Origin of the sequence: Nostoc sp. UIC 10607 (assembly GCF_047228265.1) — a bacterium.
Lineage (GTDB): Bacteria > Cyanobacteriota > Cyanobacteriia > Cyanobacteriales > Nostocaceae > Nostoc > Nostoc foliaceum_A.
This window is the reverse complement of record NZ_JBIQNW010000020.1, coordinates 43,225-67,714: the sequence shown is the minus strand read 5'-3', so window position 1 is coordinate 67,714 and position 24,490 is coordinate 43,225. Positions and strand designations below refer to the sequence as shown.

Annotated in this window: 21 protein-coding genes, 2 pseudogenes and 1 riboswitch; of the genes and pseudogenes, 9 read left to right on the top strand and 14 right to left on the bottom strand. The window is 42.4% G+C overall.

Features of this window, described 5'->3' with window-relative positions; genetic code table 11:
- Positions 1-50 precede the first annotated feature (50 nt).
- Positions 51-136: riboswitch (Fluoride riboswitch) on the bottom strand.
- 529 nt (positions 137-665) lie between these two features.
- Both ACEYW6_RS18360 and ACEYW6_RS18355 read left to right on the top strand, forming a co-directional pair.
- A complete protein-coding gene (locus tag ACEYW6_RS18360) occupies positions 666-1,145 on the top strand; it encodes a YbjN domain-containing protein (RefSeq protein ID WP_196511289.1) in 480 nt (159 codons plus the stop codon).
- 86 nt (positions 1,146-1,231) lie between these two features.
- Positions 1,232-1,632 (top strand): annotated as a pseudogene (locus ACEYW6_RS18355) (biotin/lipoate A/B protein ligase family protein); the annotation flags it as partial.
- 3 nt (positions 1,633-1,635) lie between these two features.
- Here ACEYW6_RS18355 and ACEYW6_RS18350 read toward each other — a convergent pair.
- From ACEYW6_RS18350 to ACEYW6_RS18340, 3 genes are all read right to left on the bottom strand, one after another.
- Positions 1,636-2,250 carry an HD domain-containing protein gene (locus ACEYW6_RS18350; RefSeq protein ID WP_412980888.1) on the bottom strand — a complete coding sequence of 205 codons (615 nt, stop codon included), beginning with the start codon at positions 2,248-2,250 and terminating at the stop codon, positions 1,636-1,638.
- A 700-nt stretch (positions 2,251-2,950) separates the two neighbouring features.
- Complete coding sequence (gene purH, locus ACEYW6_RS18345) at positions 2,951-4,471, bottom strand: bifunctional phosphoribosylaminoimidazolecarboxamide formyltransferase/IMP cyclohydrolase (RefSeq protein WP_412980854.1); 1,521 nt, start codon at positions 4,469-4,471, stop codon at positions 2,951-2,953.
- A 169-nt stretch (positions 4,472-4,640) separates the two neighbouring features.
- On the bottom strand, positions 4,641-4,820 hold the full coding sequence (locus ACEYW6_RS18340) for a hypothetical protein (protein ID WP_412980853.1): 180 nt from the start codon (positions 4,818-4,820) through the stop codon (positions 4,641-4,643).
- Positions 4,821-5,515: 695 nt separating this feature from the next.
- Between ACEYW6_RS18340 and ACEYW6_RS18335 the strand changes: the two genes are divergently transcribed.
- Entirely contained in the window at positions 5,516-7,807 is a 2,292-nt protein-coding gene (locus ACEYW6_RS18335) for a glycoside hydrolase family 65 protein (protein ID WP_412980852.1), read from the top strand.
- A 357-nt stretch (positions 7,808-8,164) separates the two neighbouring features.
- Here ACEYW6_RS18335 and ACEYW6_RS18330 read toward each other — a convergent pair whose 3' ends face one another.
- Positions 8,165-11,128 carry a COR domain-containing protein gene (locus ACEYW6_RS18330; protein ID WP_412980851.1) on the bottom strand — a complete coding sequence of 988 codons (2,964 nt, stop codon included), beginning with the start codon at positions 11,126-11,128 and terminating at the stop codon, positions 8,165-8,167.
- Between the two features lie 275 nt (positions 11,129-11,403).
- Here ACEYW6_RS18330 and speB point away from each other — a divergent pair, with 275 nt between their 5' ends.
- The gene (speB, locus tag ACEYW6_RS18325; RefSeq protein WP_412980850.1) at positions 11,404-12,450 is read left to right on the top strand and encodes an agmatinase SpeB; all 1,047 of its coding nucleotides are present in this window, start codon (positions 11,404-11,406) and stop codon (positions 12,448-12,450) included.
- Positions 12,451-12,859: 409 nt separating this feature from the next.
- On the opposite strand, the gene ACEYW6_RS18320 is transcribed toward speB, so the two are convergent.
- Positions 12,860-12,994: a hypothetical protein gene (locus ACEYW6_RS18320; RefSeq protein WP_412980849.1), complete on the bottom strand. Its 135-nt coding sequence runs from the start codon at positions 12,992-12,994 to the stop codon at positions 12,860-12,862.
- A gap of 66 nt (positions 12,995-13,060) precedes the next feature.
- Between ACEYW6_RS18320 and ACEYW6_RS18315 the strand changes: the two genes are divergently transcribed.
- Positions 13,061-13,549, top strand: a complete 489-nt coding sequence (locus ACEYW6_RS18315) for an NUDIX hydrolase (RefSeq protein WP_412980848.1) — start codon at positions 13,061-13,063, stop codon at positions 13,547-13,549.
- Here the strand turns inward: ACEYW6_RS18315 and ACEYW6_RS18310 are convergent.
- From ACEYW6_RS18310 to ACEYW6_RS18295, 4 genes are all read right to left on the bottom strand, one after another.
- Positions 13,546-14,280, bottom strand: a complete 735-nt coding sequence (locus tag ACEYW6_RS18310) for an amino acid ABC transporter ATP-binding protein (protein WP_412980847.1) — start codon at positions 14,278-14,280, stop codon at positions 13,546-13,548. The two genes, ACEYW6_RS18315 and ACEYW6_RS18310, sit on opposite strands and share 4 nt — an antisense overlap.
- Positions 14,273-15,763, bottom strand: a complete 1,491-nt coding sequence (locus tag ACEYW6_RS18305; protein WP_412980846.1) for an ABC transporter permease subunit — start codon at positions 15,761-15,763, stop codon at positions 14,273-14,275. Before ACEYW6_RS18305 ends, ACEYW6_RS18310 begins: the two co-directional genes overlap by 8 nt.
- Before the next feature lie 128 nt (positions 15,764-15,891).
- The gene (locus ACEYW6_RS18300) at positions 15,892-16,872 is read right to left on the bottom strand and encodes a 2-dehydropantoate 2-reductase (RefSeq protein WP_412980845.1); all 981 of its coding nucleotides are present in this window, start codon (positions 16,870-16,872) and stop codon (positions 15,892-15,894) included.
- 44 nt (positions 16,873-16,916) lie between these two features.
- Positions 16,917-17,786: an inositol monophosphatase family protein gene (locus ACEYW6_RS18295; protein WP_412980844.1), complete on the bottom strand. Its 870-nt coding sequence runs from the start codon at positions 17,784-17,786 to the stop codon at positions 16,917-16,919.
- Positions 17,787-17,990: 204 nt separating this feature from the next.
- On the opposite strand from ACEYW6_RS18295, the gene ACEYW6_RS18290 reads away from it, so the two are divergent.
- Both ACEYW6_RS18290 and ACEYW6_RS18285 read left to right on the top strand, forming a co-directional pair.
- A complete protein-coding gene (locus ACEYW6_RS18290; protein ID WP_412980843.1) occupies positions 17,991-18,257 on the top strand; it encodes a Precorrin-3B methylase in 267 nt (88 codons plus the stop codon).
- A 206-nt stretch (positions 18,258-18,463) separates the two neighbouring features.
- A complete protein-coding gene (locus ACEYW6_RS18285) occupies positions 18,464-19,168 on the top strand; it encodes an alpha/beta hydrolase (RefSeq protein WP_412980842.1) in 705 nt (234 codons plus the stop codon).
- A 338-nt stretch (positions 19,169-19,506) separates the two neighbouring features.
- Here the strand turns inward: ACEYW6_RS18285 and ACEYW6_RS18280 are convergent, their stop codons facing one another.
- Complete coding sequence (locus ACEYW6_RS18280) at positions 19,507-19,677, bottom strand: hypothetical protein (protein ID WP_412980841.1); 171 nt, start codon at positions 19,675-19,677, stop codon at positions 19,507-19,509.
- Positions 19,678-19,959: 282 nt separating this feature from the next.
- Between ACEYW6_RS18280 and ACEYW6_RS18275 the strand changes: the two genes are divergently transcribed.
- Together ACEYW6_RS18275 and ACEYW6_RS18270 are read left to right on the top strand one after the other, a co-directional pair.
- Positions 19,960-20,142 carry a hypothetical protein gene (locus tag ACEYW6_RS18275; protein ID WP_190899622.1) on the top strand — a complete coding sequence of 61 codons (183 nt, stop codon included), beginning with the start codon at positions 19,960-19,962 and terminating at the stop codon, positions 20,140-20,142.
- Between the two features lie 278 nt (positions 20,143-20,420).
- A complete protein-coding gene (locus ACEYW6_RS18270) occupies positions 20,421-21,116 on the top strand; it encodes a pentapeptide repeat-containing protein (RefSeq protein WP_412980840.1) in 696 nt (231 codons plus the stop codon).
- Between the two features lie 686 nt (positions 21,117-21,802).
- Here the strand turns inward: ACEYW6_RS18270 and ACEYW6_RS18265 are convergent.
- From ACEYW6_RS18265 to ACEYW6_RS18250, 4 genes and pseudogenes are all read right to left on the bottom strand, one after another.
- The gene (locus ACEYW6_RS18265) at positions 21,803-22,810 is read right to left on the bottom strand and encodes an aldo/keto reductase (protein WP_412980839.1); all 1,008 of its coding nucleotides are present in this window, start codon (positions 22,808-22,810) and stop codon (positions 21,803-21,805) included.
- Between the two features lie 247 nt (positions 22,811-23,057).
- On the bottom strand, positions 23,058-23,561 hold the full coding sequence (locus ACEYW6_RS18260; protein ID WP_412980838.1) for a hypothetical protein: 504 nt from the start codon (positions 23,559-23,561) through the stop codon (positions 23,058-23,060).
- 55 nt (positions 23,562-23,616) lie between these two features.
- Positions 23,617-23,805: pseudogene (gene rpsU, locus ACEYW6_RS18255) on the bottom strand (30S ribosomal protein S21).
- Positions 23,806-23,937: 132 nt separating this feature from the next.
- On the bottom strand, positions 23,938-24,240 hold the full coding sequence (locus ACEYW6_RS18250; protein WP_190899630.1) for an RNA recognition motif domain-containing protein: 303 nt from the start codon (positions 24,238-24,240) through the stop codon (positions 23,938-23,940).
- Positions 24,241-24,490 lie beyond the last annotated feature (250 nt).

The window sequence follows — 24,490 nt, the reverse complement described above, 5'->3', positions numbered from 1 at the left end:
CTTGCTGACGGAAGCTTAAGGCTAATAGCTCTACCCTTCCGTAGCAAGCCGGAAAAGTAGGAGCCATTAGCCTTTTGATCAAATATTAAGTAAAAACCAGAAGGCGGTTGTGGCGAGCTCCATCGCCTTGTGATTACTTTACATCCAAACTGTTTTATTGGAAAGTCATGCAATATCTAGTAATAACTTAATACTGATCTAATTTCATACAGAAATACGAATGATGCGGTTGTTAACTATCTATTTAATTATCAGCCCCAGCCCAATGCTTCACTGATTTGCGCTGCTAGTTTTGAAGGACGGAAAGGCTATCGCCTGCATATTTTCTCTCCTAGTGCCACTCTCGCATGATATGTGATGCTGATTAGCTTGATTAGTCTTCAGCTATTCTAGAATGGGATTAGGCAGAGGTGGGGAAGATTTGGGTAAATGAAGTACATCGTTATAGATGATTCAGCAATTGCCTCTACAAACAAAAATGGTGTCCCAGAGTTACCTGAAATCCACTGGAAATAGGCTTTTGGATCGCAAGTTCACGATCGCGATCGCAGATCCATGCTTTAGGCATTTGGAAAGTAGACCAAAAGGAAGCTCAAACTAACTGCGTCCACAAGTTATAAAGTATGTGTAGATAAAACAGCAAGTATCTTGAGAAAAAAATCTGTATGACAAGCTACCAAGAAACCCTAACTAGTAACGAATCCATTAATGAGCTAATCGCCGAGACGACAAGCATTAACCATGTGGAGGTAATTGAAAATGTCATTGACTCTTTGGAACAAGATGATAGTGCGATGGTTAGCCACACTCCAGAGGGTGGTTACCTCTGGAAGTTTAAGTATGGAAGTGTGCAAGTATTTGTCCAACTCAACGGGACAACCGATGAAGACACCATAACGGTTTGGTCTGCGGTGCTAAATTTACCTGCCAAAGATGAACCTAAGTTGATGCGGTATCTTTTGGAGTTAAACTGCTCTAGTACTTTTGAAGCGCGTTTCGGTATTATTGAAAACCGGGTGGTTGTGATATCAACACGCACCTTAGCGGAGTTATCTCCTGGCGAAGTGTCTCGGCTGATTACCGTTGTGGCAACGATCGCTGATAATAACGATGAAGCTTTACAATCTGAATTTGGTGCAACTTAAGGAATTTTGGATTTTGGATTTTAGACTTCGGCGTGAGCGCTCAGTCGAACGCTTTTGGATTTTAGATTGGGCTTTTGCTGCATCGGATGCATAGCAAGCAGGTTTGGCGACCAATTCCTTTGCTAGAGGCGACTGGCAATGTGCAGATGGCGATTGACCGCTGGTTGCTAGAACAGCATTATTCGGGAAAGCATCCGCCAACTCTGCGCTTTTATACTTGGTCGCCACCTGTCATTTCTCTCGGCTATCATCAACGTCAATTCCCTGAATCTTGGCAATATTTAACTTGGCAAGGGCAAAAACTGTATTTAGTACGGCGTTCTACTGGTGGACGGGCGATGCTACACCAAGGTGATTTAACTTACGCTGTATAGTCGCCTTCAGGTGTACGAAAAAATTTGTGAGTTTTTGATTCAAGGGTGGCGATCGCTTGGCGTAGAATTATATTACGGGTACGGCTGGGCGAGGTTACATCCACAACCCTAGCGTATCAGCCCTGAATCTTGAGGTTAGAAGTCTCTTTTAGGTATCCTGCTATCACACAATCATCAATCAATTGCAGGACAAAAGGCCACAATTCCGGCGCACCCGTTTCTACTGGCGCTACCCGTTTCATCACCTGATCGCGCCTAATGCCATGAATGCGCCAAGTTCCGCCTTGAGTTTGCTGATTATGCACCAAGGGTTGTATACGGTCTAAGGCTGCGGCAAATTTAGCGGTGGGTGTTTCACCTGCTTCAAACTCATCCCAAAGCAAACGCAACTCGCTACCTTGATCTGCTGGCAAAAGTCCAAATAAGCGTAATGCTGCTTGTGCTTCTCGTTCTGCTTTGCTGTCATTACCCTGCATATCGTAGCAGAAGGTGTCACCTGCATCAATTTCTACCAAATCGTGAATTAGCAGCATTTTGATGGCATGAAATATAGCAACACCCTCTGGAGCATATTCTGCTAATACACTTGCCATCACCGCTAAATGCCAAGAATGTTCTGCACTATTTTCCCGGCGTGACCCATCAATAAGTAGAGTTTGGCGCATCACCTGTTTCAATCGATCAATTTCGATGATGAACTGAATTTGTTGAGTCAGCCGATTGATTTGCACCTGAATTTCTGATTGTGGGTGAGGTTGACTGGATTTTGGACTGTAGCTGATTATCTCAAAAACTCCAGCAAATCTGCAAGGAATTTTTCCTGCATACCAATTAAAAAGCGCCTGGGAGTGTTGCCGTGTTTCCACCCCAGACGCTTTTTATTTTTAACTTGCTCCTCACACAAATAAATAGTATCACTGCTTCTATCAAAAGGCGAGTATATTGAGTGACACTTTCAAAACTGCACCGACAGTCTCCTTTCTGATCCCATTTCACACTAATTGCTGCTACAAATACATTAGTATTGGGCTACATTTGTACGTCTCTATGGCCGATTTATTTATTGCCAAAATTTTTCTAATCGATATGGCAAGGAATCCAATTTCTGTATGCAAATTAAAAAATGCCTGGGAGTGTTGCCGTGTTTCCACCCCAGGCATTTTTTATTCTTAACTTGCTCCTCACACACAAATAGAGAATATCACTACTTCTATCAAATGGCAAGTATATTGAGTGACATTTCTAAAATTGCACAAACAATCCAATTTTTGACAAATTAAAAAGCGCCTGGGAGTGTTGCCGTGTTTCCACTCCAGGCGCTTTTTATTTTTAACTTGCTCCTCACACACGACTAAAACATATCACTAATTAAATCAAAAAGCAAGTAAACTATGTGACAATTTGTGAACTGCACACATAATGGGCAATAATTTAGTGTAAAAAGTGACGTACACCAGTTAAGACCATCACCAAACCGAGTTCGTTAGCAGCTTTGATGGAATCTTTATCGCGCAAACTTCCCCCTGGTTGGACGATGGCTGTAATTCCTGCGGCTGCGGCTGTTTTCACAGAATCATCGAAGGGGAAGAATCCATCGCTGGCGAGAATTGCACCTTTAGCTTTTTCTCCAGCTTGTTCGAGGGCAATTTTAACTGAGCCGACGCGGTTCATTTGACCAGCACCTACTCCTAGTGTAGTGCGATCGCTTGTTACAACAATGGCATTAGATTTAACGTGTTTGCAAATTTTCCACGCAAACAGCAATTCGGCTAATTCGTCTGGTGTGGGTTGACGTTCAGTGACAACTTGCCATTGACTGGTATCAGCAACAATATCATCGGCGGTTTGGACAAGGAAACCACCTGCGATCGCTTTCACTGTATCCTTAGGGCCACTGCTCAAATCAGCTAGAGTCAAAACCCGCACGTTAGATTTCTTAGCCAGGATTTCTTGAGCTTCGGCTTCGCAACTTGGTGCAACCACGCATTCTAAAAATGTTTTGGTTAACTCGCTGGCTGTAGCCGCATCAATCGGGCGATTGAGTGCGACAATTCCACCAAAGGCAGAAGTAGAATCAGCATTGAAGGCTTTTTGATATGCTTCCACAATCGTTTTGCCTAGTGCCGTACCACACGGATTTGTGTGTTTGATAATTGTAGCTGCTGGGGTATCAGTGAATTCAGCAATGATTCGGCGTGCTGCTTCTAAATCAACTAAGTTATTGTAACTAAGTTCTTTGCCTTGGAGTTTTGTCGCAGCTGCCCATCCTGTTGGGGTAGTGCCAGTTTGATACCAGGTAGCGGGTTGATGGGGATTCTCGCCGTAACGCAGAGATTGTAATTGTGTGCCGCTAAGAGTGTATTGCTGTGCATCTGCGAGGTAAGATGTGATCGCGCGATCATAACTAGCAGTGTGCGAAAATCCTCTTAATGCCGCCTTTTGCCGAAACTCTAGGGATGCTACGCCGTTATTTTGGCGCAATTCCTCCAAATACTCGTCATACTGTGCTGGGTCGCATAATACAGTGAGATGAGCAAAGTTTTTCGATGATGCCCGCAACATTGCTGGCCCACCGATATCAATCTGTTCAACAGCTTCAGCTAATGTTACCCCTGGTTTAGCGATCGTTTCCTCAAAAGGATAAAGATTCACCACCACTAAATCAATCGGGCGAATTTGGTTATTTTCTAAATCTGTAATATCTTGGGGAACATCTCGCCGCGCTAAAATTCCGCCATGAATTCGGGGATGTAGGGTTTTGACTCGACCACCTAAAATCTCTGGTGAACCTGTGTAATCTGCAACCTTCGTAACAGGGAGTCCCGCATCTTTGAGTGCTTGGGCTGTTCCCCCACTGCTGATTAAATCAAAGTCGAATTCTTCAACCAAGCTACGGGCGAGGTCAATTAAACCAGTTTTGTTAGATACACTCAGCAGGGCTAGACGCGCCATTGATCAATTCCTTAAAAGTAGGCTGAAAGCGAAGGATCTCAAGTTTTACATAAGCCTTGCTTCACTTCAAGACCATGAGGAATAATATTGACTCGTGTAATTTATATGCTTACATCCTCCATCAGCACTGTCAAAAATGCTGGAAATAAGGACTAAGTAGGCTTAGTCTCTAATATTTGCGATCGCCTAAACTAAAACTACTGGTATCTGCTCGTGCCAAGCGGTCATCACTGGCATCTTTTTCTCTTATCAACCATCCTGTACTCAACTCCAAAATCTTTTGATGTGCCTTCACCCAGGCTTCCACTGCACACAAACGATGATCTGCTTGGGTGAATGAGTTGCCCATGGCTTAATCCTTGATGATTTCCATGTGGCTTGTTCAGTTTTTGGTCAATCAGTTTGGAAATCTCCATCTGAACAAGCCACTCCACTATCACTGGAATATCATCAATCCACTCCAAACTTATTTGTGCTTTTTCATTGCTCATCTTTTGCACCCATCTCCCGAAGATGTCCTCCAGACTATCGGGAAATGGCGTTATTAGTACCATTGGGTTGCTAATTTTGCTCTATTCCTTTCCCCTTATGGCATTAATTCCTCTCCTCTTCTCAAAATGAGCGAACGGACAGTGATTAGTCATCAGTCATTAGTACCAATGACCATTGACTGATGACTAATGACTAATTCACTTTTCGGGAATTTTAATTAAAAATAACAAACAAAATAATTTAAGCGAACATTGCCTGTTTATCAGCGCGATGGATTGTATTGTAAAGCTGATAAATATAAAAGAAATTGATGAAAAGCTGAATCAATTCCTAGTTAATTGAGATTTATGAGTTCTAACTGGCATTCTTCAATAAATCTAACTGTAGACAGATGAAAAATGAAACGTTAGTGTTAATAGGAATGTCTTCTTTTTGTGTTTAGGCTAAATTCAAGTCTAGGCGCTAGAGAAAAAGAGTTAATCACTTAAAGATTTCTCCTAATTGTACTGCATCCTGCCCACAGCCAGCCCCTAGACATAGGTTTTATTACTCATGCTCAACGTCTCCACTCAAAATTCTCAGCACAATCAGCAATTAATTGACAATACTGACTGGAACGTTATTGAAACGGAGTTTGACCCGACGCAGTTACATCATAAAGAAACCGTCTTCACTCTTGGTAATGGGTTGTTAGGAGTGCGGGGTACTTTTGAGGAAGGGTATTCCCAGGATTTCCCAGCCACACTCATCCACGGTGTTTATGATGATGTGGCAATTACTCATACTGCACTGGTAAATTGTCCCAACTGGCTGCCATTGGTGGTGAAAGTAGCAGGCGTTCGCTTTAGCATGGAAAGTGGCGAGATTCTCAACTACGAACGTCGGCTTGATCTGCGTTTGGGTTTAGTTAGCCGTGATGTGAGGTGGCGTAGTCCTCATGGTCATACCCTAGATTTTCACTTCCAGCGTTTCACCAGTTTAGCAGATCAACATGTTTTGGCGATTCGCACTCAAATTACATCCGTAGACTTTGAGGGTGAAATTACTGTCGAAGCAGAATTTGACAGTGAACCAGATACCCAAGGTGTTAAACATTGGCAAACCTTAAACCAAGGTGGCATAGATCAGATTATCTGGCTCAATAGTCAAACTATCCACTCAGGTATTCAACTTGGTATGGCTGCTAAGTTAGTGGTAGATGGTGACGAAACTACACCCGTATGCATCGAAAATGCTTCTAGTTCTCCCACTTTGACAACTACCTTGGAGTTATACCCAGGAAAAACGGTGACTGTCGAAAAGATTGTTACCCTGTTTACTTCACGGGAAACAGAAATCCCCATTGCTGCTGCCTTACAAAGACTCGCTGATGAACCCAGATATACTACCCTATTGGCAGCTCACATTGCTGCATGGGATCAAGTGTGGCAAGACAGTGACATTATTATAGAAGGCGATCGCTTGGCTCAATTGAGCGTCCGTTACAATCTCTTCCAATTATTAGCTGTAACACCGCGCCACGATAGTCGGGTGAGTATCCCTCCCAAAACCCTCTCTGGTTTTGCCTATAGCGGACACATCTTTTGGGATACGGAAATATTCATCCTCCCCTTCCTCACCTTAACTCAACCAGCCCTAGCGCGGAACTTGCTCACCTACCGCTACCACACCTTAGCAGGAGCTAGACGCAAAGCTCAAGAAGCAGGTTATCAAGGAGCCATGTTTGCTTGGGAAAGTGCTACTACTGGCGATGAAGTAACTCCTCGTTGGGTACCAGCTCCCAACGGTGAATTAATCCGCATCTGGTGCGGTGACATTGAAGTGCATATCACCGCAGATGTCGCCTATGCCGTTTTACACTACTGGCAAACTACTAACGATGATGACTGGATGCGCGATTATGGCGCAGAAATTCTTCTTGATACGGCTGTTTTCTGGGAAAGTCGGGTGCAGTGGAACCAAGAACGGCACAGTTATGACATCCTAGATGTGATTGGCCCTGATGAAAATCACGATCGCGTCGATAATAATGCCTTCACCAATTTGATGGTACGGTGGCATTTGCAGTCAGCTTTGGCGCTGTGGGACTGGCTCAAACAAGCTTACCCTGAAACCTCAGCAGAACTGGTACAACAACTCAATTTAACCACAGAGCGTCTGCACCGATGGGCGGAAATCCAAGAGCGTCTATTTGTCAATGAAGATGCCCAAACGGGTTTAATTGAGCAATTTGAAGGCTTTTTCCAGTTAGAAGACGTTAACCTTGCTGATTACGAACCGCGCAGCAAATCATTGCAAGGTTTGTTAGGAATTGAAGCTACAAGCCAAAAGCAGATTCTCAAGCAGCCAGATGTATTGATGCTTTTGTATTTATTGCGCGATCGCTACGACTATAACACCCTCGCCACCAACTGGGACTATTACAACCAGCGCACCGACCACAGCTATGGTTCTTCACTAGGCCCAGCCATTCACGCTATTTTAGCTTGCGACCTCAATCAACCAACCGAAGCTTATACACACTTTCTGCGATCGGCCTTGGTAGACTTAGAGGATGTGAGACTCAACGCCGCCGAAGGAATTCACGCCGCCAGTGCAGGAGGAGTTTGGCAAGCAGTAGTTTTCGGATTTGGCGGGATTCGGATGACTCAGTTTGGCCCCGTTGCCTGTGCCAACCTACCACCTAACTGGACGCGTTTGAAGTTTCGCCTGCAATGGCGTAACGAGTGGTATGACTTCGACTTACAAGCTGAAGCAGAAGTTAAAGTTCCCGTCTTGGCAGATACACACTCGAAAATTAGTGAGGTTATCTTCGAGTTAGATGAAGTTTTCATCGATAGCTAAGAGTTTCACTAGTAGAAGCGATATAGCGGTTCTCGTTTACGTGAGGTACACCCGTAGGGGCACGGCAGTGCCCCATACGTGTCAACTTAAGCTAAAAGCCTTTTCAAATCTCGTTTCCAGCCTCTGGGCTGGAAATGCAACTCAAAAGCGGCTCTGCCGCCAGCAAAGGAGGCGGAGCCTCTAGGACGGCATTCCCAGTCGGAGACTGGGAACAAGACAACGAGACAATATCTAAAAGCTGCTTCTAGGATGGGTTTCACCTTAAGTTGACACGTATGGGCAGTGCCCCTACGAGTGGACTCTGATAAAAATGTGGGTAGAAGATTTTTCGACTTGTGCGTACACCGTAGCTATTTTCTACTGAGGGACTGCTGCTAATTTGATCTTCTTACAAATATCCACCAAAGCTTTATTCTCTTGTGCTGGGTTCAGGCTGTCTAAAGGTTGATTGGGAGGGTGCGCTGACTGATACTTTTCAATTTCTGTTTCGTCATAGCTGCTAAAACTCAACGGTATCCAAATAATCGTAAGTCCTTCGGCTTCAGCTGCATCTAATAATGGGGGTAACTCATTATCAGCAATAAAATCTGATGCTAAAAAGTCGGGGCTGACTAACAATACTGCCACTTTTGCTGCTACCAAAGCATTTTCAATTGCTTCACGCCACTTAGCACCAGCTTGAATTTTGGTATCGTCCCACACAACCAGATTTTGGTTGCGAATCATTGGTTTGAGGTGTTTCTGGAGTTTAGTAAGCCACTCCTGATCTTGATGACTATAGCTGATGAAAACTTGATTTCTGGTTACAGTTTTAGACATGGGGATTTGTACATTTGGTGGTGTTATTAAAACATCGTCAATCAGTCTTAGGACATTTACCATACAAAAACTGTCCTGGCACTGGATTTGATAATTTTGCGAGTTCAGGGATTTGTACAACACATTTAAAGGATAAGAATGAGGCATTTGAATACCCTTACAGCTTTCACAGTTGCAGGGAACAAGTGTTTGATATTGCAGACGTTCGTAAGACTTATGGATTTTTTCCAGTTCATGGGTGATAACTGCTAACAGTTCTTTCTTGCGGTTTCCTGCTACACGGACTTTAATTTCTCGTTGATGGTAATATTCAATCACTTCGGCACGGGTTTTATCTTTGCTGAGAACAACACCTGTTTTCCAAACGAGGGTTTGTTGTTCAATCAAAGAATGCATTTCAACGATAAAGCGGGTGAGAATACCTTTCGGCATGAAGTCATATTTATAGCGCAGGATTAGGTTGTTCGATTCATCCCAATAGAAATCAGGTTGGTTGACAGAGAGTAATTGAGGTGCAATATAAGTGCCAGGACGACTAGGAATTTCGTAACACAGTTTAAATTTCATCATTAGCCGCAATAGCTCTGGTTGCATATCGGCATATTTGTCTTCATGCCAAATGTTTTTTAAATCATTGCGATCAAAATGACCCAGTTTTTCAATGACTTGTGGATTATCTAAGACTTTGTAAACGGCATCTGTACCCCAAGTGGGCTTGAGAATCACGGTTTTTCTTAAAAAGTCATCGTCTTGAAAGTGAAGGCATACACCTAAATCATGCAGATAGTCACTGAGTTGGAGTTTGTCCTCTTGTCTAGTAAAACCATGTTTCTGACAGATGCTCAAATATTCTTCCAAGCTAATATATTCGCGGGAGTCGTGTTCTAAGGCTTCCCGCACCTTGACCCAGGTTTTGGGAAGTTCTGTTCCTACATGCGGTAGGTTGCTAATATAATGCTTAATTTTTTTTAGGATTTCTAGCAGACCGCGATTAGTGGCAAGGTTTGTAGTCAGTGTTTCTTTAAAATTAGTGAATTCGCGCCGGAACTCTCGCTCGTTTATTTCTCGTTTGCGCTCCTGCTTTTCATTTTTTATAATTAGCAAAGGACTATTCCCGCTCAACAATTCAACCACATTTAGCCAATAGTAAAAATCTGTGTCTTCTGTGCGGGTATCAGCAACTAAGGCGTAAAGAGAGCGTTTCGTGAGGAAAAATTGGTGGGTCGCATGGTAAATTTCTTGACCACCAAAGTCCCAAATATTGACCCGAAATTCTCTGTCATTGTCGAGCAAGAACTTCCATTGAATAACATCAATCCCTTCGGTGGAAATTTCATCTTGCCGTAATGTATATTTTTGGTCTTGAATTTTTTTGGCTAGGGTAGTTTTACCTGCACCACCTTCTCCCACAATCAGTAACTTGGCTTCGTAGAGGCGATCGCTTTCTTGTTCTAGCTGTTGCCTGTAGAAGTTCACAATTGCTCTGAATCCTCCCGTTATGATTTCTGATGGAACTGATTCTAAGGGATTGCCGATAAATTCGAGGACGCTGAGGTTGGTAAGTTGATCAATCACTGCTGGTAACGTCGCCAGTTGATTGTAGGTAAGGTCAAGCAGACTGAGGTTGGAGAGTTGACCAATCACTGTTGGCAGCGTCTTCAGTTGATTCGATCTGAGATCAAGCTGACTGAGGTTGGAGAGTTGACCAATCTCTGCTGGCAGTGTCGTCAGTTGATTCGATCTGAGATCAAGCAGGCTGAGGTTGGAGAGTTGACCAATTTCTGCTGGCAGCGTCGTCAGTTGATTGGAACCAAAGTCAAGGACGTTGAGGTTGGAGAGTTGACCAATCTCTGCTGGCAGTGTCGTCAGTCGATTCGATCTGAGATCAAGCTGGCTGAGGTTTGAGAGTTGACCAATCTCTGCTGGCAGTGTCGTCAGCTGATTCGATCTGAGATCAAGCTGACTGAGGTTGGAGAGTTGACCAATCTCTGCTGGCAGCGTCGGCAGTCGATTGTAAGTGAGGTCAAGTAAGTTGAGGTTGGAGAGTTGAGCAATCTCTGCTGGCAGCGTCGTCAGTTGATTGGAACCAAAGTCAAGGACGTTGAGGTTGGAGAGTTGAGCAATCTCTGCTGGCAGTGTCGTCAGTTGATTGTAGGTAAGGTCAAGATGGCTGAGGTTGGAAAGTTGACCAATCTCTGCTGGCAGCGTCGTCAGTTGATTGTAGCTGAGGTCAAGCTGTTTGAGGTTGGAGAGTTGACCAATCTCTGCTGGCAGTGTCGTCAGTTGATTGTAGCTGAGGTCAAGGTGGCTGAGGTTGGAGAGTTGAGCAATCTCTGCTGGCAGCGTTGTCAGTTGAGTGTAGCTGAGGTCAAGGTGGCTGAGGTTGGAGAGTTGACCAATCTCTGCTGGCAGCGTTGTTAAGTCTTTTCCAGAAATATCTAATGTTGTTGCTTTGTCTCTAGCAGCTTTTTCAATTATTTGCAGCAGTTCTTCGTTGGTCATGGGCAAGCTTTCCACCAAGGCACTTGCAGCAGTAACATCGAGCTAATTACTAATTTAGCGGGTATCAAGGGTTGCATCAGAGTGCTAGAGAAAGATAAATCAAGCTATTTACCAATTTAGCTCGTAAGCAGTATAAAAATGTGGCTCCACCTCAAACCCTTACCATTCCACCTCAGAATTCAAACCTAGTTTACCGCCTGTGAAAAATTTTTATTACAATGCAGATGTCCACTAGGCGGCGTGCTGTCTATCCACGTAAATCGAGAAGATAATCGATGAGTAATCAATTACAAGACTACAATCCTAGCGGCGTAGGTGAAATAAATGGCAACCTCTTAGGTTTGCCCTGCGATTACGAGTCTGCAAACTTGATTGTCTTTGGTGTGCCGTGGGAAGTCACTGTTTCTTATGGCGCAGGCACTGCTAATGGCCCACAGCGAATTCTCGATGCTTCGACTCAACTGGATTTGTTCGATTTTGATAACCCTGATGGTTGGAAGCAGGGAATTTTCATGGTGGAAATTCCCCAAGATATTTTAGAGAAGAACACATACTATCGCACCTTGGCAGCAAAAATTATCGAGCGATTAGCCCAAGGTAAACAACTCTCAGATACACCAGATTTAACTCCTGTCTTGACAGAAATTAATCAGGCTGGCCAACAGGTTAATCAATGGCTGTTTGAAAATTGTCAAGAAGCAATTAATAATGGTAAACGAGTTGCAGTCATTGGTGGAGATCACAGTTCGCCTTTAGGTTATTTCCAAGCATTAGCGGCTAACTACGCCAACTATGGCATTTTGCACATTGATGCCCATGCAGATTTACGCGATGCCTATGAGGGATTTAAGTTTTCCCATGCGTCGATTATGTTTAATGCGATGAAAATACCGCAGATTTCCAAGCTAGTACAGGTGGGTTTGCGTGATATTAGTCATGATGAAGTGCAAATGATTGACGAATCTGATAGTCGCATTATTGCTTATTACGACACTGCCATTAAACAAAAGCTTTACTCTGGAACAACTTGGCTTGATTTATGCCGAGAAATTATCAGTCATCTACCTGAGTATGTTTACATTAGCTTTGATGTCGATGGTCTAGATCCAAAACTCTGTCCGAGTACAGGTACTCCTGTTCCAGGTGGATTGGAATTAGAGCAAACTTTTTGTCTGTTCCGGGAGTTGGTTAATAGTGGGAGAAAAATTATTGGCTTTGATATCTGCGAAGTCGGTGATGCTGAGTGGGATGGTAATGTCGGGGCGCGGGTAGTTTACAAGCTGGCAAATTTGATGGATTTGTCTCAGCAAAATTCCCGATGAGTTGACAAGTAGCGATGTCTCCAACGGGATACGCCTACGCTTTCCACACCAAAGTTTTTCACCAGACTCTTCGGCATTTTCACAGAGATAAATATTAGGTGTTCGTTATTTACTGAACACCTGAAGACTTTATAGCGGTTCCCACTCAGATGCGGTACAACATTATTTATATCGCCAGGTGTAGGGGCACGGCAGTGCCCATTTGTGTCAACTTAACGTGAAAGCCATCTTAGAACAAGCTTTTAGATATGTCTCGTTCCCAGTCTCCGACTGGGAATGCCCGTAGTTGAGGCTCCGCCTCTAGACTTGCGGCAGAGCCGCAATTGAAGTGCATTTCCAGCCAGAGGCTGGAAACGAGATTTGAAAAGGGTTTAAGCTTAAGTTGACACCAATGGGCAGTGCCGTGCCCCTACGGGTGTACCTCACGTAAACGAGAACCGCTATAGTTGAGCTTCAGCAATATCTTTGTTAAGCCATCGCCTAACTGCTCAATAGATGCCATAGTTCTAGGTTGAATCTGAAGGATTGGCCAGTTCAGCTGCATTATCCTGTTTTCAGGCGATCGCTATTTGCTACCTTTAGAGTTTCTTTACAAACTTTCTCTCAGATTATGGCAAGTTGGTCAGACTCTTATCTCGGCAAGTTACGACAAGTTGTAGGCGATCGCCTACTTCTATTATTTGGCGCACGTGTGATTATTGAGGATAACTTGGGGCGCGTTTTGTTGCAAAAGCGAAGTGATTTCAAACTTTGGGGGCTACCTGGTGGCTGTCCAGAAGTCGGTGAATCTGCCGAAGAATGTTCAGCACGAGAGGTTTTTGAAGAAACTGGTTTAACGGTTAAGCGGTTTGCACCTGTGGGCTTTTCTTCCAATCCAGCCTTTGAAACTGTAACCTATCCCAATGGCGATCGCGTCCAAACCTTCATTTTAATTTTGCGAGCTGTTGAATGGGAAGGCAGTCTCGCTTGCCTAGATGGAGAATCGCTGGCGCTGGAATTTTTTGATTTGGCTGACTTACCTACGTTAATGCCAAATGATCGCCCTGTTTTTGAAAAGTTTCAAGAATACAAAAAAAGCGGCGAATTTCAATTGTTCTAAAGCATTTTTTCCAAGAACTGCTTGGCGCGATCGCACTTAGGATTTTGGAAAAACTCGCCAGGAGTAGTATCTTCTGCTAAACTTCCCTGGTCGAGGAACATAATTCGATTGGCAACTTCTCTGGCAAAGCCCATTTCATGGGTAACGATCGCCATTGTGATTCCAGATAGCGCTAAAGCTTTCATCACTTCCAGCACATCCTTAACCATTTCTGGATCTAGGGCAGAGGTGGGTTCATCAAACAAAATCATCTCTGGTTCCATTGCTAATGCCCGAGCGATCGCTACTCGCTGTTTCTGTCCCCCAGATAGTTTAGAAGGATAGACATTAGCTTTTGGCTCTAAACCTACCTTAGCAAGCAATTCTAAGCCATGTTCTTCTGCTTTTTGCTTGTTTATTCCTTTCACCTTTATGGGTGCGTAGGTGACATTTTGCAGCACATTCATGTGGGGAAACAAATTAAAATGTTGAAATACCATCACCAAATGCTGCCGTACTTTAGCGATGTTTGCTTTAGGCTTGGTAATTTCTTGCTCGTGAAAGTAGATTCTTCCTCTAGTGGGTTGTTCTAGCAAGTTTATGCATCGCAGAAAGGTAGATTTCCCTGAACCAGAAGGGCCTAAGATGGCAACCACTTCTCCCTGATAAAACTCAGTGGAAATATCTTTGAGTACGTCGAGTTTGCCAAAGGATTTACATAAGAATTCCGTGCGAATGATTACATTACTCACTTTCCCGTAACCTCCTTTCTAAAGCAGATGCACCCAAAGTCATACCCATTACTAAAACATAGTAAATTAACCCTGCAAATAGCAGTGGTTCAAAATAAATATACTTATTTGCACCAACGATTTGGGCGCTGCGTAATATTTCCACTACCCCAATGGTTGACACCAGCGCCGAATCTTTGAGCAGTCCAATAGTTTCATTTACCAATGCGGGGAGAATATTCTTCAATGCTTGGGGTAAAATCACATCCCACATCATCAACCAATAGGGAACACCCATAGACATCGCCGCTTCACTTTGCCCTTTATCCACCGCCTGAATTCCACCCCTGATGGTTTCCGACATATAAGCGCCAGAATTCAGGGTAAAAGTTAGCACCCCAGCTTGCAATGCCGAAATGTCATAGCCTGTAAGCTGGGGTGTTGCGTAGTAAACCAACGCCAACTGTAATAGCAAAGGTGTGCCTCGAAAAACAGAGGTGTAGGCGTTAGCAACCCAGGTAAGCGGCTTGATGCCGATAATTTTTAATAGAGACAGGATTGTTCCCCAGATTAACCCCAAGGAGACAGACAATAGCGTAAACAACAAAGTTAAAGGGATTCCCCGAAGAATAAAGGGAATATCAGGAAGAATTCTAGTGAAATCAAGATTCAATCCGCCTTTGGCAGGAGTTGAAGATGCAGGATTGGCGGTAGTGTTTTGTGAAAACCACTTGGTTACTAGTTTAGCCAACGTGCCATTGTCCTTCATTTCTTGAAGGACTTTGTTAAACGGTTCTACTAAGGCAGAACCTTTGGGAAAAGCGATCGCTGATCCACTTGCCTCCTCTGAAGGAATAATATTAAATTCTAAATCTGGGTTAGCTTGGGCAAATCCCTTAGCGACGGTATCCTCAACAATTGCTGCATCAATTCGCCCAGATTTGATTTCTTGAACTACTTCCGGCACTCTGTTGAGTTGCTTTAGCTGAATACCCGCAACTTTTTCAGCAATTTTCTGAGCATTTTGTTCTTGTATGGTTCCTAGTTGTACACCAACCTTCTTCCCTGATAAGTCTTGGGGCTGCTTCAGGTTGCTACCCTTAGAAGCGACAATTGTATCTCTAGCTTCGTAATAAATAATTGAAAAATCAATATTTTTCTGACGTTCTGGAGTCGGAGTCATCCCAGCCATTACAAAATCAGCGCGATTTGCTTGGAGTGCAGGAATTAATCCATTAAAATCAGATTCCATTATCTGAAGTTTAAACCCTAGTTTTTCAGCAAGGGTCTTAGCAATATCTATATCAAAGCCAACGATTTGGCGATCGCCTCCTTTAGTATCATAAAACTCATAAGGAGGATAATCTGGGGAAGTAATCATCGTCAGCGTGTCTTTCCCTAAAGATGAGACAGCTTTGAGAGAATTACTATGTCCTGTAATGATACTAATTCCTACTACAGCTACAACCAGTATTGTTAATAGCCATGCTTTCTTTTTCTTCATGAACTTGATAATTCTATAATTTACATTCCGCACCTTAAGAGAATTCCAAATAAAAAAATATCCCACAACTGACGCAAAAATCCTCTCTATTCCTCCTCACTCTGTGTTCTCTGCGCCTCTGTGGTTCGTCAAACTCTTACTTTGGTCGCCTCCAGCAACTTAACGCTGGCATAAATAGCATCAATATAAGGCGTGGGAATTTGAGTAAGTTTTCCCAATTCTGCCACCGCGCCAACAATAGCATCTATCTCCGTGGAGCGTCCGGTTTCAATATCTTGTAGCATCGAGGTTTTATGGGCACCAACATTTTCTGCCCCATTAATTCGCTGTTCCAAAGTAATGCCAAACTTAGTACCTAACTTTTGGGCGATCGCTTGAGTTTCTGTCATCATTTGCCGCGCTAGTTCACGGGTAAGGGGATAGCGGCAAATATCCTCTAGAGTCGCACCAGTCAGGGCACTGATGGGATTAAACGCTACATTACCCCACAATTTGATCCAAATTTCCGTGCGAATTTGATTGCGAATTGGTGCTTTAAATCCTGCCTGTTTTAAAGCCTGTGCCAATAATTGGATACGTTCTGTTTTAGCACCATCGATTTCACCGAGAGTAAAGCGATCGCCTTCAATATGCTTAATCACACCTGGTTCAATGATTTCAGTTGCCGGGTAAACAACACAACCGATGGCACGATCAGCACCGATATTAGCTTCAATAATCCCATCTGGGTCAACAGATTGAATCCGTGTCCCTTCATACTCACCGCCATACTTGCGAAAGTACCACCAAGGAACGCCATTTTGGGCTGTTACCACCATCGTGTGAGGATTGTAGAGTGCAGGGAGAGAAGGTGCGATCGCAGGCACACTGTGAGCTTTGACAGTTAAAATTACTACATCTTGTACCCCCGCTGACTGGATATCATTAGTTGCCAGAGATGGAGTAGCAATTTGGCTAGAACCATCTGCCATGAGCAACTTCAGCCCATTTTTTTGAATTGCTTCCAAATGAGAACCACGAGCAATCAGTGTCACTTTTTCACCAGCCAGTGCCAGTTTTGCCCCTAAATATCCACCAATCGCACCCGCGCCAACAATACAGATTTTCATTTTGTTTAGGGATAGTTAGCAAATAATTAACTAGTTATTTACCCTCAAACAGCTACGCTTTGCATCGCTTTCAGTAGGTCTTGATGAACAGATTGTGAGGCAGCTACTATCAATCCAGGCAGGCTATAGTTTTGACAAGTATGCAGTGGCGGTAAAGTCGAACCATCCAGAGTAGTTACAATCCAGCCAGCCTCTTTCGCAATAAAAGCAAGTGCAGCACTATCAATAAATTTGCCCGATTTGGTCACTGCTCCACTCAAGTCGCCACTAAGAATACCATTGAGATTGGGAATTTGAATATCACTAGAGTAATCAGTGGCTATATCGATTACTTTATATCGATCTTTTAGTAAATGTGCAACAGAATTCATTCCCCATCCCAACAAAATAGAAGGTTTGGGGGATGTTATCTGTAACGGGGCACAGGCTTCTAAGCTCATCTCCAGCGTCCCTTTAAAAGCACCTTCGCCTCGAACAGCGTAAAAATAAACATTTTGGGCAGGGGAAATAGCTACTACTGCTTCAAAGTCATCCGAATTTAGAATACTGAGGATAATTTGGTAATTAGAATGTCCATCAATGTAAAACTTCGTGCCATCAATTGGGTCGAGTGTGACTAAATAATCACCATCTAAACCGAGTTCGGTAGCGCGAAAATACTTAGTATTGTTAGAACTTTCATACTCTTCCCCAAAAAAGCGAATCTCTGGAAAAGTGGCCAGTAGTACAACTTCTATCAGATTTTGAATAGCCAAATCCGCATCAGTAAGCGCGGCAGTAAAAAAGTTTTTTCCTTGTTCTTTGGGGGGAAGTGCAGCAATTTTTGGTTGAAGAAAATGGGCATAGGCTGCTGCTACTTTGAGATGGGGGAGCAAAGTCTCCAAAATTAGTCGAGTCGTTGGTGTTGTGGACATTGCAGCAAACTCCTTTAAGAAATAATCTACCGTTGCCAGGGCGATAGCATTCTATAATCTAGACAAAATTACGGTATCATTTTGATGCAATGATACCACCGCTGCTATATTACTCTAATCTTTGTGTCTTAAAGAGACTATAAGAACATCGCAACTTTTATCAGAGAATACTACGATGGCATTAGAAATTTATTGCATCTGAATATGGCAAAGCAGGAAGCTCCACTTACAACAGAAGCGCTGATAAAGGAAGTCTGTCGCCGGATTCGGGTAGCCCGCAGTTATTGGGATGCTCACAACAACGCTGCTTGTAGGGGTGAGCGCGATCGCGCATTAGCCCTTTATAATACACTGAGCAAGGAACAAAAAGAGCAGATTCCCCAAGTGTTGCGGGTATGGCTACGCTATCGCAGTGAGAAGTATTTTGGCGCACACCGAACACCGCCCAAATCGGCACGAAAATCAAAATAGTCCTTTAGTCGTATAGAATAAGTAACTAAATTCTGACGACTGATATCTTCATTATTAATAAAGCTTTACCCTAAAAATAAAATATAATGGAAAAATAGCAACTTATAAAATTGCTAATTGGTGATTTTAGTTGGCAAAGATTGCTTCAATCTTTAATATTTATTTATATATTTTTTAGCGGATATGTATATCTTCGGGCAGATAGCATGATTTTTCTGTCTCAACCTTCTAGCTATCAGGATAATCCTGGAATTATTAAGTTAAAAAGTGGGGCAAATACAAATATCTCAGCTACATACTTATTGAACAATAAAGCTAATTATACTATCCTTTATTCTCATGGTAATTCCGAAGATTTAGGAGATATCAAACAGATATTAGAAAAATTACACGCCTGGGGTTTTAGTGTCTTTGCTTATGATTATCGTGGTTATGGTACGAGTCAAGGAAAGGCAACAGAAAGTCACGCATATGAAGATATCAATAGCGCTTACAATTATTTGACCCAAAATTTAAAAATATTACCTGAAAAAATTATAGTTTTAGGGCGTTCGGTTGGCGGTGGTTCTGCGGTAAACTTAGCAATGCAGAAACCAGTAGCTGGTTTAATTATTGAAAGTTCGTTTATTTCCGCTTTTCAAGTAATAGTAATATTTCGAATTTTACCTTTTGATAAATTTCCCAATCTGGAGAATATCAAAAAAGTAAAATGCCCAATCTTAGTGATTCATGGAAAAGCAGATGAGATTATTCCTTTTGCTCATGGAGAAAAGCTGTTCAATGCTGCAATATCGCCAAAACTTTCTTTGTGGGTTGAAGAAGCAAATCATAATGATTTATTTGGGGTGGCTGAAGAAAAGTATCAGAAAACTTTGCAAGAGTTTACTAAGCTTATAAAGGCAAATCAGTAATTACCCCATCATCCTATTCTGCTTTAACCCTCTTAAATCCAATACAGTTCACTTAAGCTTTTCTTCCTTATAAGATTGAGTATAATTTCATAAGCTCAGTATGTAAAAAGATCATCGGACTTCATCCTCTTCATTTAAGCGTTCGCGTAGCGTCTCGTAGAGAAGAGAGGAAATATGCCAGCAGTGATATCTGCCAAATCTAACTACTAGATAGATTTATAGCGGTTCCCACTCAGATGCGGTACAACATTATATCGCCAGGTGTAGGGGCACGGGCACTGCCGTGCCCCTACGGGTGTACCTCACATAAACGAGAACCGTTAATTGCTATGTGTTTTCTAGTAAATTACTAGCCAGTTGTAGCGAAGCGATGACCGAGCGCTGTAAGTTGCCTGAGAAGATATTCTACAGCGTTGGGTCAACAACTGGCGATTTGTGAAGGTACTGAGGCATAGGGTAAACCATTCCTCATGTAACCTTTGGGCTGTCCCGTTCTCTTGATATCTCATTTAAACCGCAAAACAGAGACTTGTAATGCCAAATTGGCAGAATCTTTTTGTCTTTAGCTGAAGTGCCACCATCACTGCAATTTTTCTTTAAGGGCGAATAGAAAGAATTGATGGCAGTATAGAAAACTTTGCTAGTTCGATAGATAACTTTTAACAAAGTTCGTTAAGCACGTACAATTTAGATCGGTTGTTACACACACCAGCCTGATTGTGATTAGTCATAATGTAGTGTAGTGGTGCAATATATTGCACTGTTACAAAAGCTAAATACAGAGGTAAACTATGTTTCCTTTTTGGGGTAATGCCTGTTATGGAAGCGAACCCATTTCGCACAAAGCTAGCTTAGAGCGGAAATTAAAATTCTTGATTTGGATGCGAGATGATTTAGAGTCTAAACTAGCTGGCATTAATGCTTCTATTGAGACCATTCGGCAGCAAATAGAACGCTCAGACTCAGCCGCTTAGGATTTAGTTCTTGCAGACTTTGTACTTAAGCCGATTGTAACTTCTTTGTGACTGGGTGCTGTAAATTGACTGCATCAGTGTTGTAGGTCTTTGTACAGCGCTCTGTCATTAACTGGCGCAAGAGGTAGTCTTGAAAAAGGAAGCCCAATCTTTTGGGCTGGTAGCTGGTGGAAATAACCTTGAATAAATAATTCAAGGCAGAGATAGGTAAGCAGAGTTTAATAATATCTTGAAGTTAGAGCCGTAATCGTCACTTAACGCGCCAACACTTAATAGAAATGAAAAATATTATCTCGATTGTTTGGAATAGCTGGTTAGAACGGCATGAAGAATCTATTCTACTATTTGACTCAATTGCTGCTGCTAGTGAGATTGCCCTTATGCTTAACGGTCAGTGGGATGGCTGCAATGGGGTAATAATCGCTAAATGTGATGAGATAGCTGTTAACACTGCTACCAAACTATTAGAAGCTGCATGGTGTTATCAAGGCGCATCAAAAGCTGTTCTAAACAGAGTAACAACTGATGAAGTTTTACGCCGTTATGCAATGGGAGAAAGAAATTTTATTAATGCTAATTTGAGGTGTGCAATACTTGCATCAGCAAAACTGAGTGAAATTAACCTAAGTTATGCAAAGTTGAGTTGGGCAGACCTAAGCCAAGCCAATCTAAGTAAAGCTGATTTAACGGCAGCAGACCTAAGTGAAGCTAATTTAAGTGGAACTGACCTGAGTAAAGCATACCTAATGAGGGCTAACCTAACCAACGCAAACCTGCAACTAGTTAACCTAAGTGGGGCTAACCTAAGTAGCGCTAACTTAAGTGAAGTTAACCTCACTGATGCAGATTTAACAGGAGTTAATTTATCACTAGCAGACCTCAGAGGGGCAAATTTTCACTTCTGCAATTTGAGTGGGGCTAACCTAACAGGTGCCAAATTAATTGAAAGTGACTTGGCTTTTGCTAGAAAATAAGCACACCTAGAGGCGATTATAATTAGGTTAAGCGTACCCGCCAGCTGTAGGCTTCACTAAAGATTTTCTCAACTAAAGTGCTTACTACAAAGCGTTTTTTATGTATGCATATCTACTTAACAATCGGTTAAAACTTGAAGCTGCATAAAAAAAGTCCGCTTTCGCGGACTATGGACATTGGATAAGGTTAAGTTGTCACCAAGAGTGTCTACAAGATGTTAGACTCAATATTCATTCTTTCTTAGAAAACTTTAAAAATCAAGCTCCTCAGAACAAATATTAGGACATAACTCCTTGATTTAAGTCTTTTTAAAATATTATCTAAAAATAGTTTTTACGAAATTTTAATTACGAATATATTTGATATATAGCGATTCTCATTTAAATGATGTACACGCGTAAGGGCAAGGCATTGCCGTGCCCTTACGCGTATCTATGTTCATCTGTGGTTAATTCTTTTTTCTGTACCTTACCCATGCAAGAACCGCTATAAAAGCTATTTTTGACAATACACTCGCTAAAATAGCACTTTATTGCAATCGAAAAAGAGTAAGTTATATTATTAGTTAATCAGACATAATTAAGAGATTTATGTCTGAATGCGTGTAAAATCCAAGTATTTTCCTTCTCAGATTTAAACCAGGTTTTTGCAATGATTCATATTCAAATTCAGTAACCTTTAAATTTTACTTAGTTTGAAAGATATTCTGTACCATTTTTTTGTCTACATTCGCCGCCGCCTTATCCAACTCTGCAATCTCACTGGCATTTAATTGCCAACCCAATGCACCAATATTCTCCCTTGCTTGTTCCACGCTCTTTGCTCCAGGGATAGGAATGGTTCCTTTACAGATGCACCAATTAATTGCTACCTGTGACATAGTTTTGTTTCTGGACTGTGCCACCTCTTGCAAAGTTGCCAAAAGTGATCTGCCAGCAGAAGCCGCTCCGCTTCTACGCATTCCTGGCAATATCTGCCTAAACAGCAGACCTCGGATGCCTTTGGGCAAAGGGCCTTGCTCAGAGTATTTTCCTGTCAGTAGACCCAAAGCCAGAGGACTGTAGGCAATCAATTTAATTCCCAACTCATCACAAAGGTCTTTGAGCTTTAGTTGGGTGACAGGATATGTAGACAACAGAGAGTATTGAACTTGCAGAGTAGTAATAGGAACGCCTCGTTCAGCAAACTTTTTCTGCACTTGCTTAAGCCGCTGAGGCCCAAAATTAGATAGTCCTACTCCCTTAACTAGTCCTTGCTCATAAAGATCGGCAAGACCATCTAACAGCCCTCCCTCTTGCCAAGGAGCATAGTTTGCTGTCGACCAGTGCATCTGTACCAAATCTACGTTTCTTCCCAGGCGTTGGGCAGATGATTTGCAAGCCTTTACCATTGAATGACGTGTCCATCTCCACGGGTAAGCAGCAAGCTTAGTAGCAATACAAATATTGTCTTTGCCTGAACCTACATATTCTCGGCTGAATCGTCCCAAGAGTAGCTCACTTCGTCCATTCAATCTCCCTGTTCCGTAAGAATCACCTGTATCAAATAAAGTCACACCGTTGCTTACACAAAGGTTAAACACCGCTTGCAACTGGTCATCCATACTTTCGTTATATCCCCAAAGCAGTTGGTTGCCCCAGGCCCAAGTCCCACAGCCCATGCTTGGGAGGGAGAGTTTTTGGAGAGTCTGCATCTTTGCTCTCTGTAAATTGCCTTATTAATTATCAGGCATATAGTAGGCATTAACGCGCGAGTAGCATGATTACTAAGCAAATGAGGAGAACCTTTTAGCAATAGTGCAACGTTACCTATTTTGTTTTAAAAATTTACAAAGGTTTGGGAGGTTCTCCAAAGTAGCGAGCCTACTTTATTATTGGGTAAACTTAGCCCAAGCACATATATTTTTAGTCGGTTGCTAAAAGAGCGATTAGCGCCAACCATTAGGATATTGTCGAATTTGCAAGGAGCCAAGCTTTCTGAGTCCATGCATTATTAAATAACCCAACCTCTGGTACTTCTAATTCAAATGAATGAGGTGGTGATTTTAGCAACAAGGGCGAACCTTTATCATGAGCTTCAACTAAATTAACTATCCAGGGAAGAAAGTCTAAGATTTCTTTTGGTAGTACAGTTAATTCAAAGTCCCACACCAAATTAAGACCTCGGCAGACTTGTCCTTTTCTAAACGTCGTGACTCTACCAGCACTCTTATTAATAGCCAGTCGAAGAATAAATGGGCGGAATGGGACAAATTCATCAGGTGCTGTATAAGCATATACATTTACATAATTCAGCCTCTGCCTATGATCCATCCAAGATGCGATCGGTGAATTACTACTATAAGATGTACCAGTTATGAGCACTGGCATATCCATCGCAGCAGCAAAGTTAGAGTAGAACTCACGCCTTAGTTCGCTAACAATATGTTTAGCTTCTGGGTTCATGGTTACTACACCTGTTACAAAAATGAGCGCATGGCTTCATAAGAGATAGAGATTATCAATTGTGGAAACTTCTCTTACGCTGTTTATCCTTAGCAATTGCTTTGCTTTTGAGCTTTTGCAGAGGCGTTTCAAAGTGTCGGTGCTTTCTGATATCTGGAAAAACCCCCGCGTTGGATACTTCTCGCTTAAATCAACGTAAGTCCGATTCAATCCCTTCATTTTTGCCTAGTATTATTTGCGCCATATTATAATTTCTACTAAATTGACTTAGTTTGTGGTTGGGTTGTGGTAATTGCTCCAGTCAACCAAAGCACAAAAAAAGGCAGACGCCTTGTCTGCCCTCAAGACTGTAGAGTTAAATTATTAGTTTTAATCCTTAATAGCGGCGAGAGGAACCACCATCACCACCTCGTCTACCGCCAGAGGAACCTCCGTCTGTTTTGGGTTTGGCTTTATTGACTTTTAAACTCCTACCCATCCACTCAGCAGTATCAAGGGCCTCAATCGCTGCTGTTTCTTGTGCGTCTGATTCCATTTCTACAAAGCCGAAGCCTCTCATCCGACCTGTTTCTCGGTCGATAGGCAATTGAACATTTTTTACCGTTCCATATTCTGCAAAGACGTGCCGGAGGTCATCTTCTTTAACCTCATAAGATAGGTTACCGACGTAAATTGACATAAGAATGTCTCCAGAATCAGGGGGTGTAGAGATTTAGATCCGGAGAGGTCTGTAATACAAGTATATATAAAAACAAACTGCACAGCCGAATTTAATCTTCCATAAATACCTTAACATAAATTGAGAAGTTATGTTCATAAGCAACACTATACCTATCTGTTGATTTAAATACTCGAACAGTTGGCGAAACTCTTTTAAAATCAATCTATCAGCGATCGCACTGAATTTGAGGTCACTAAAAAAAATCAGT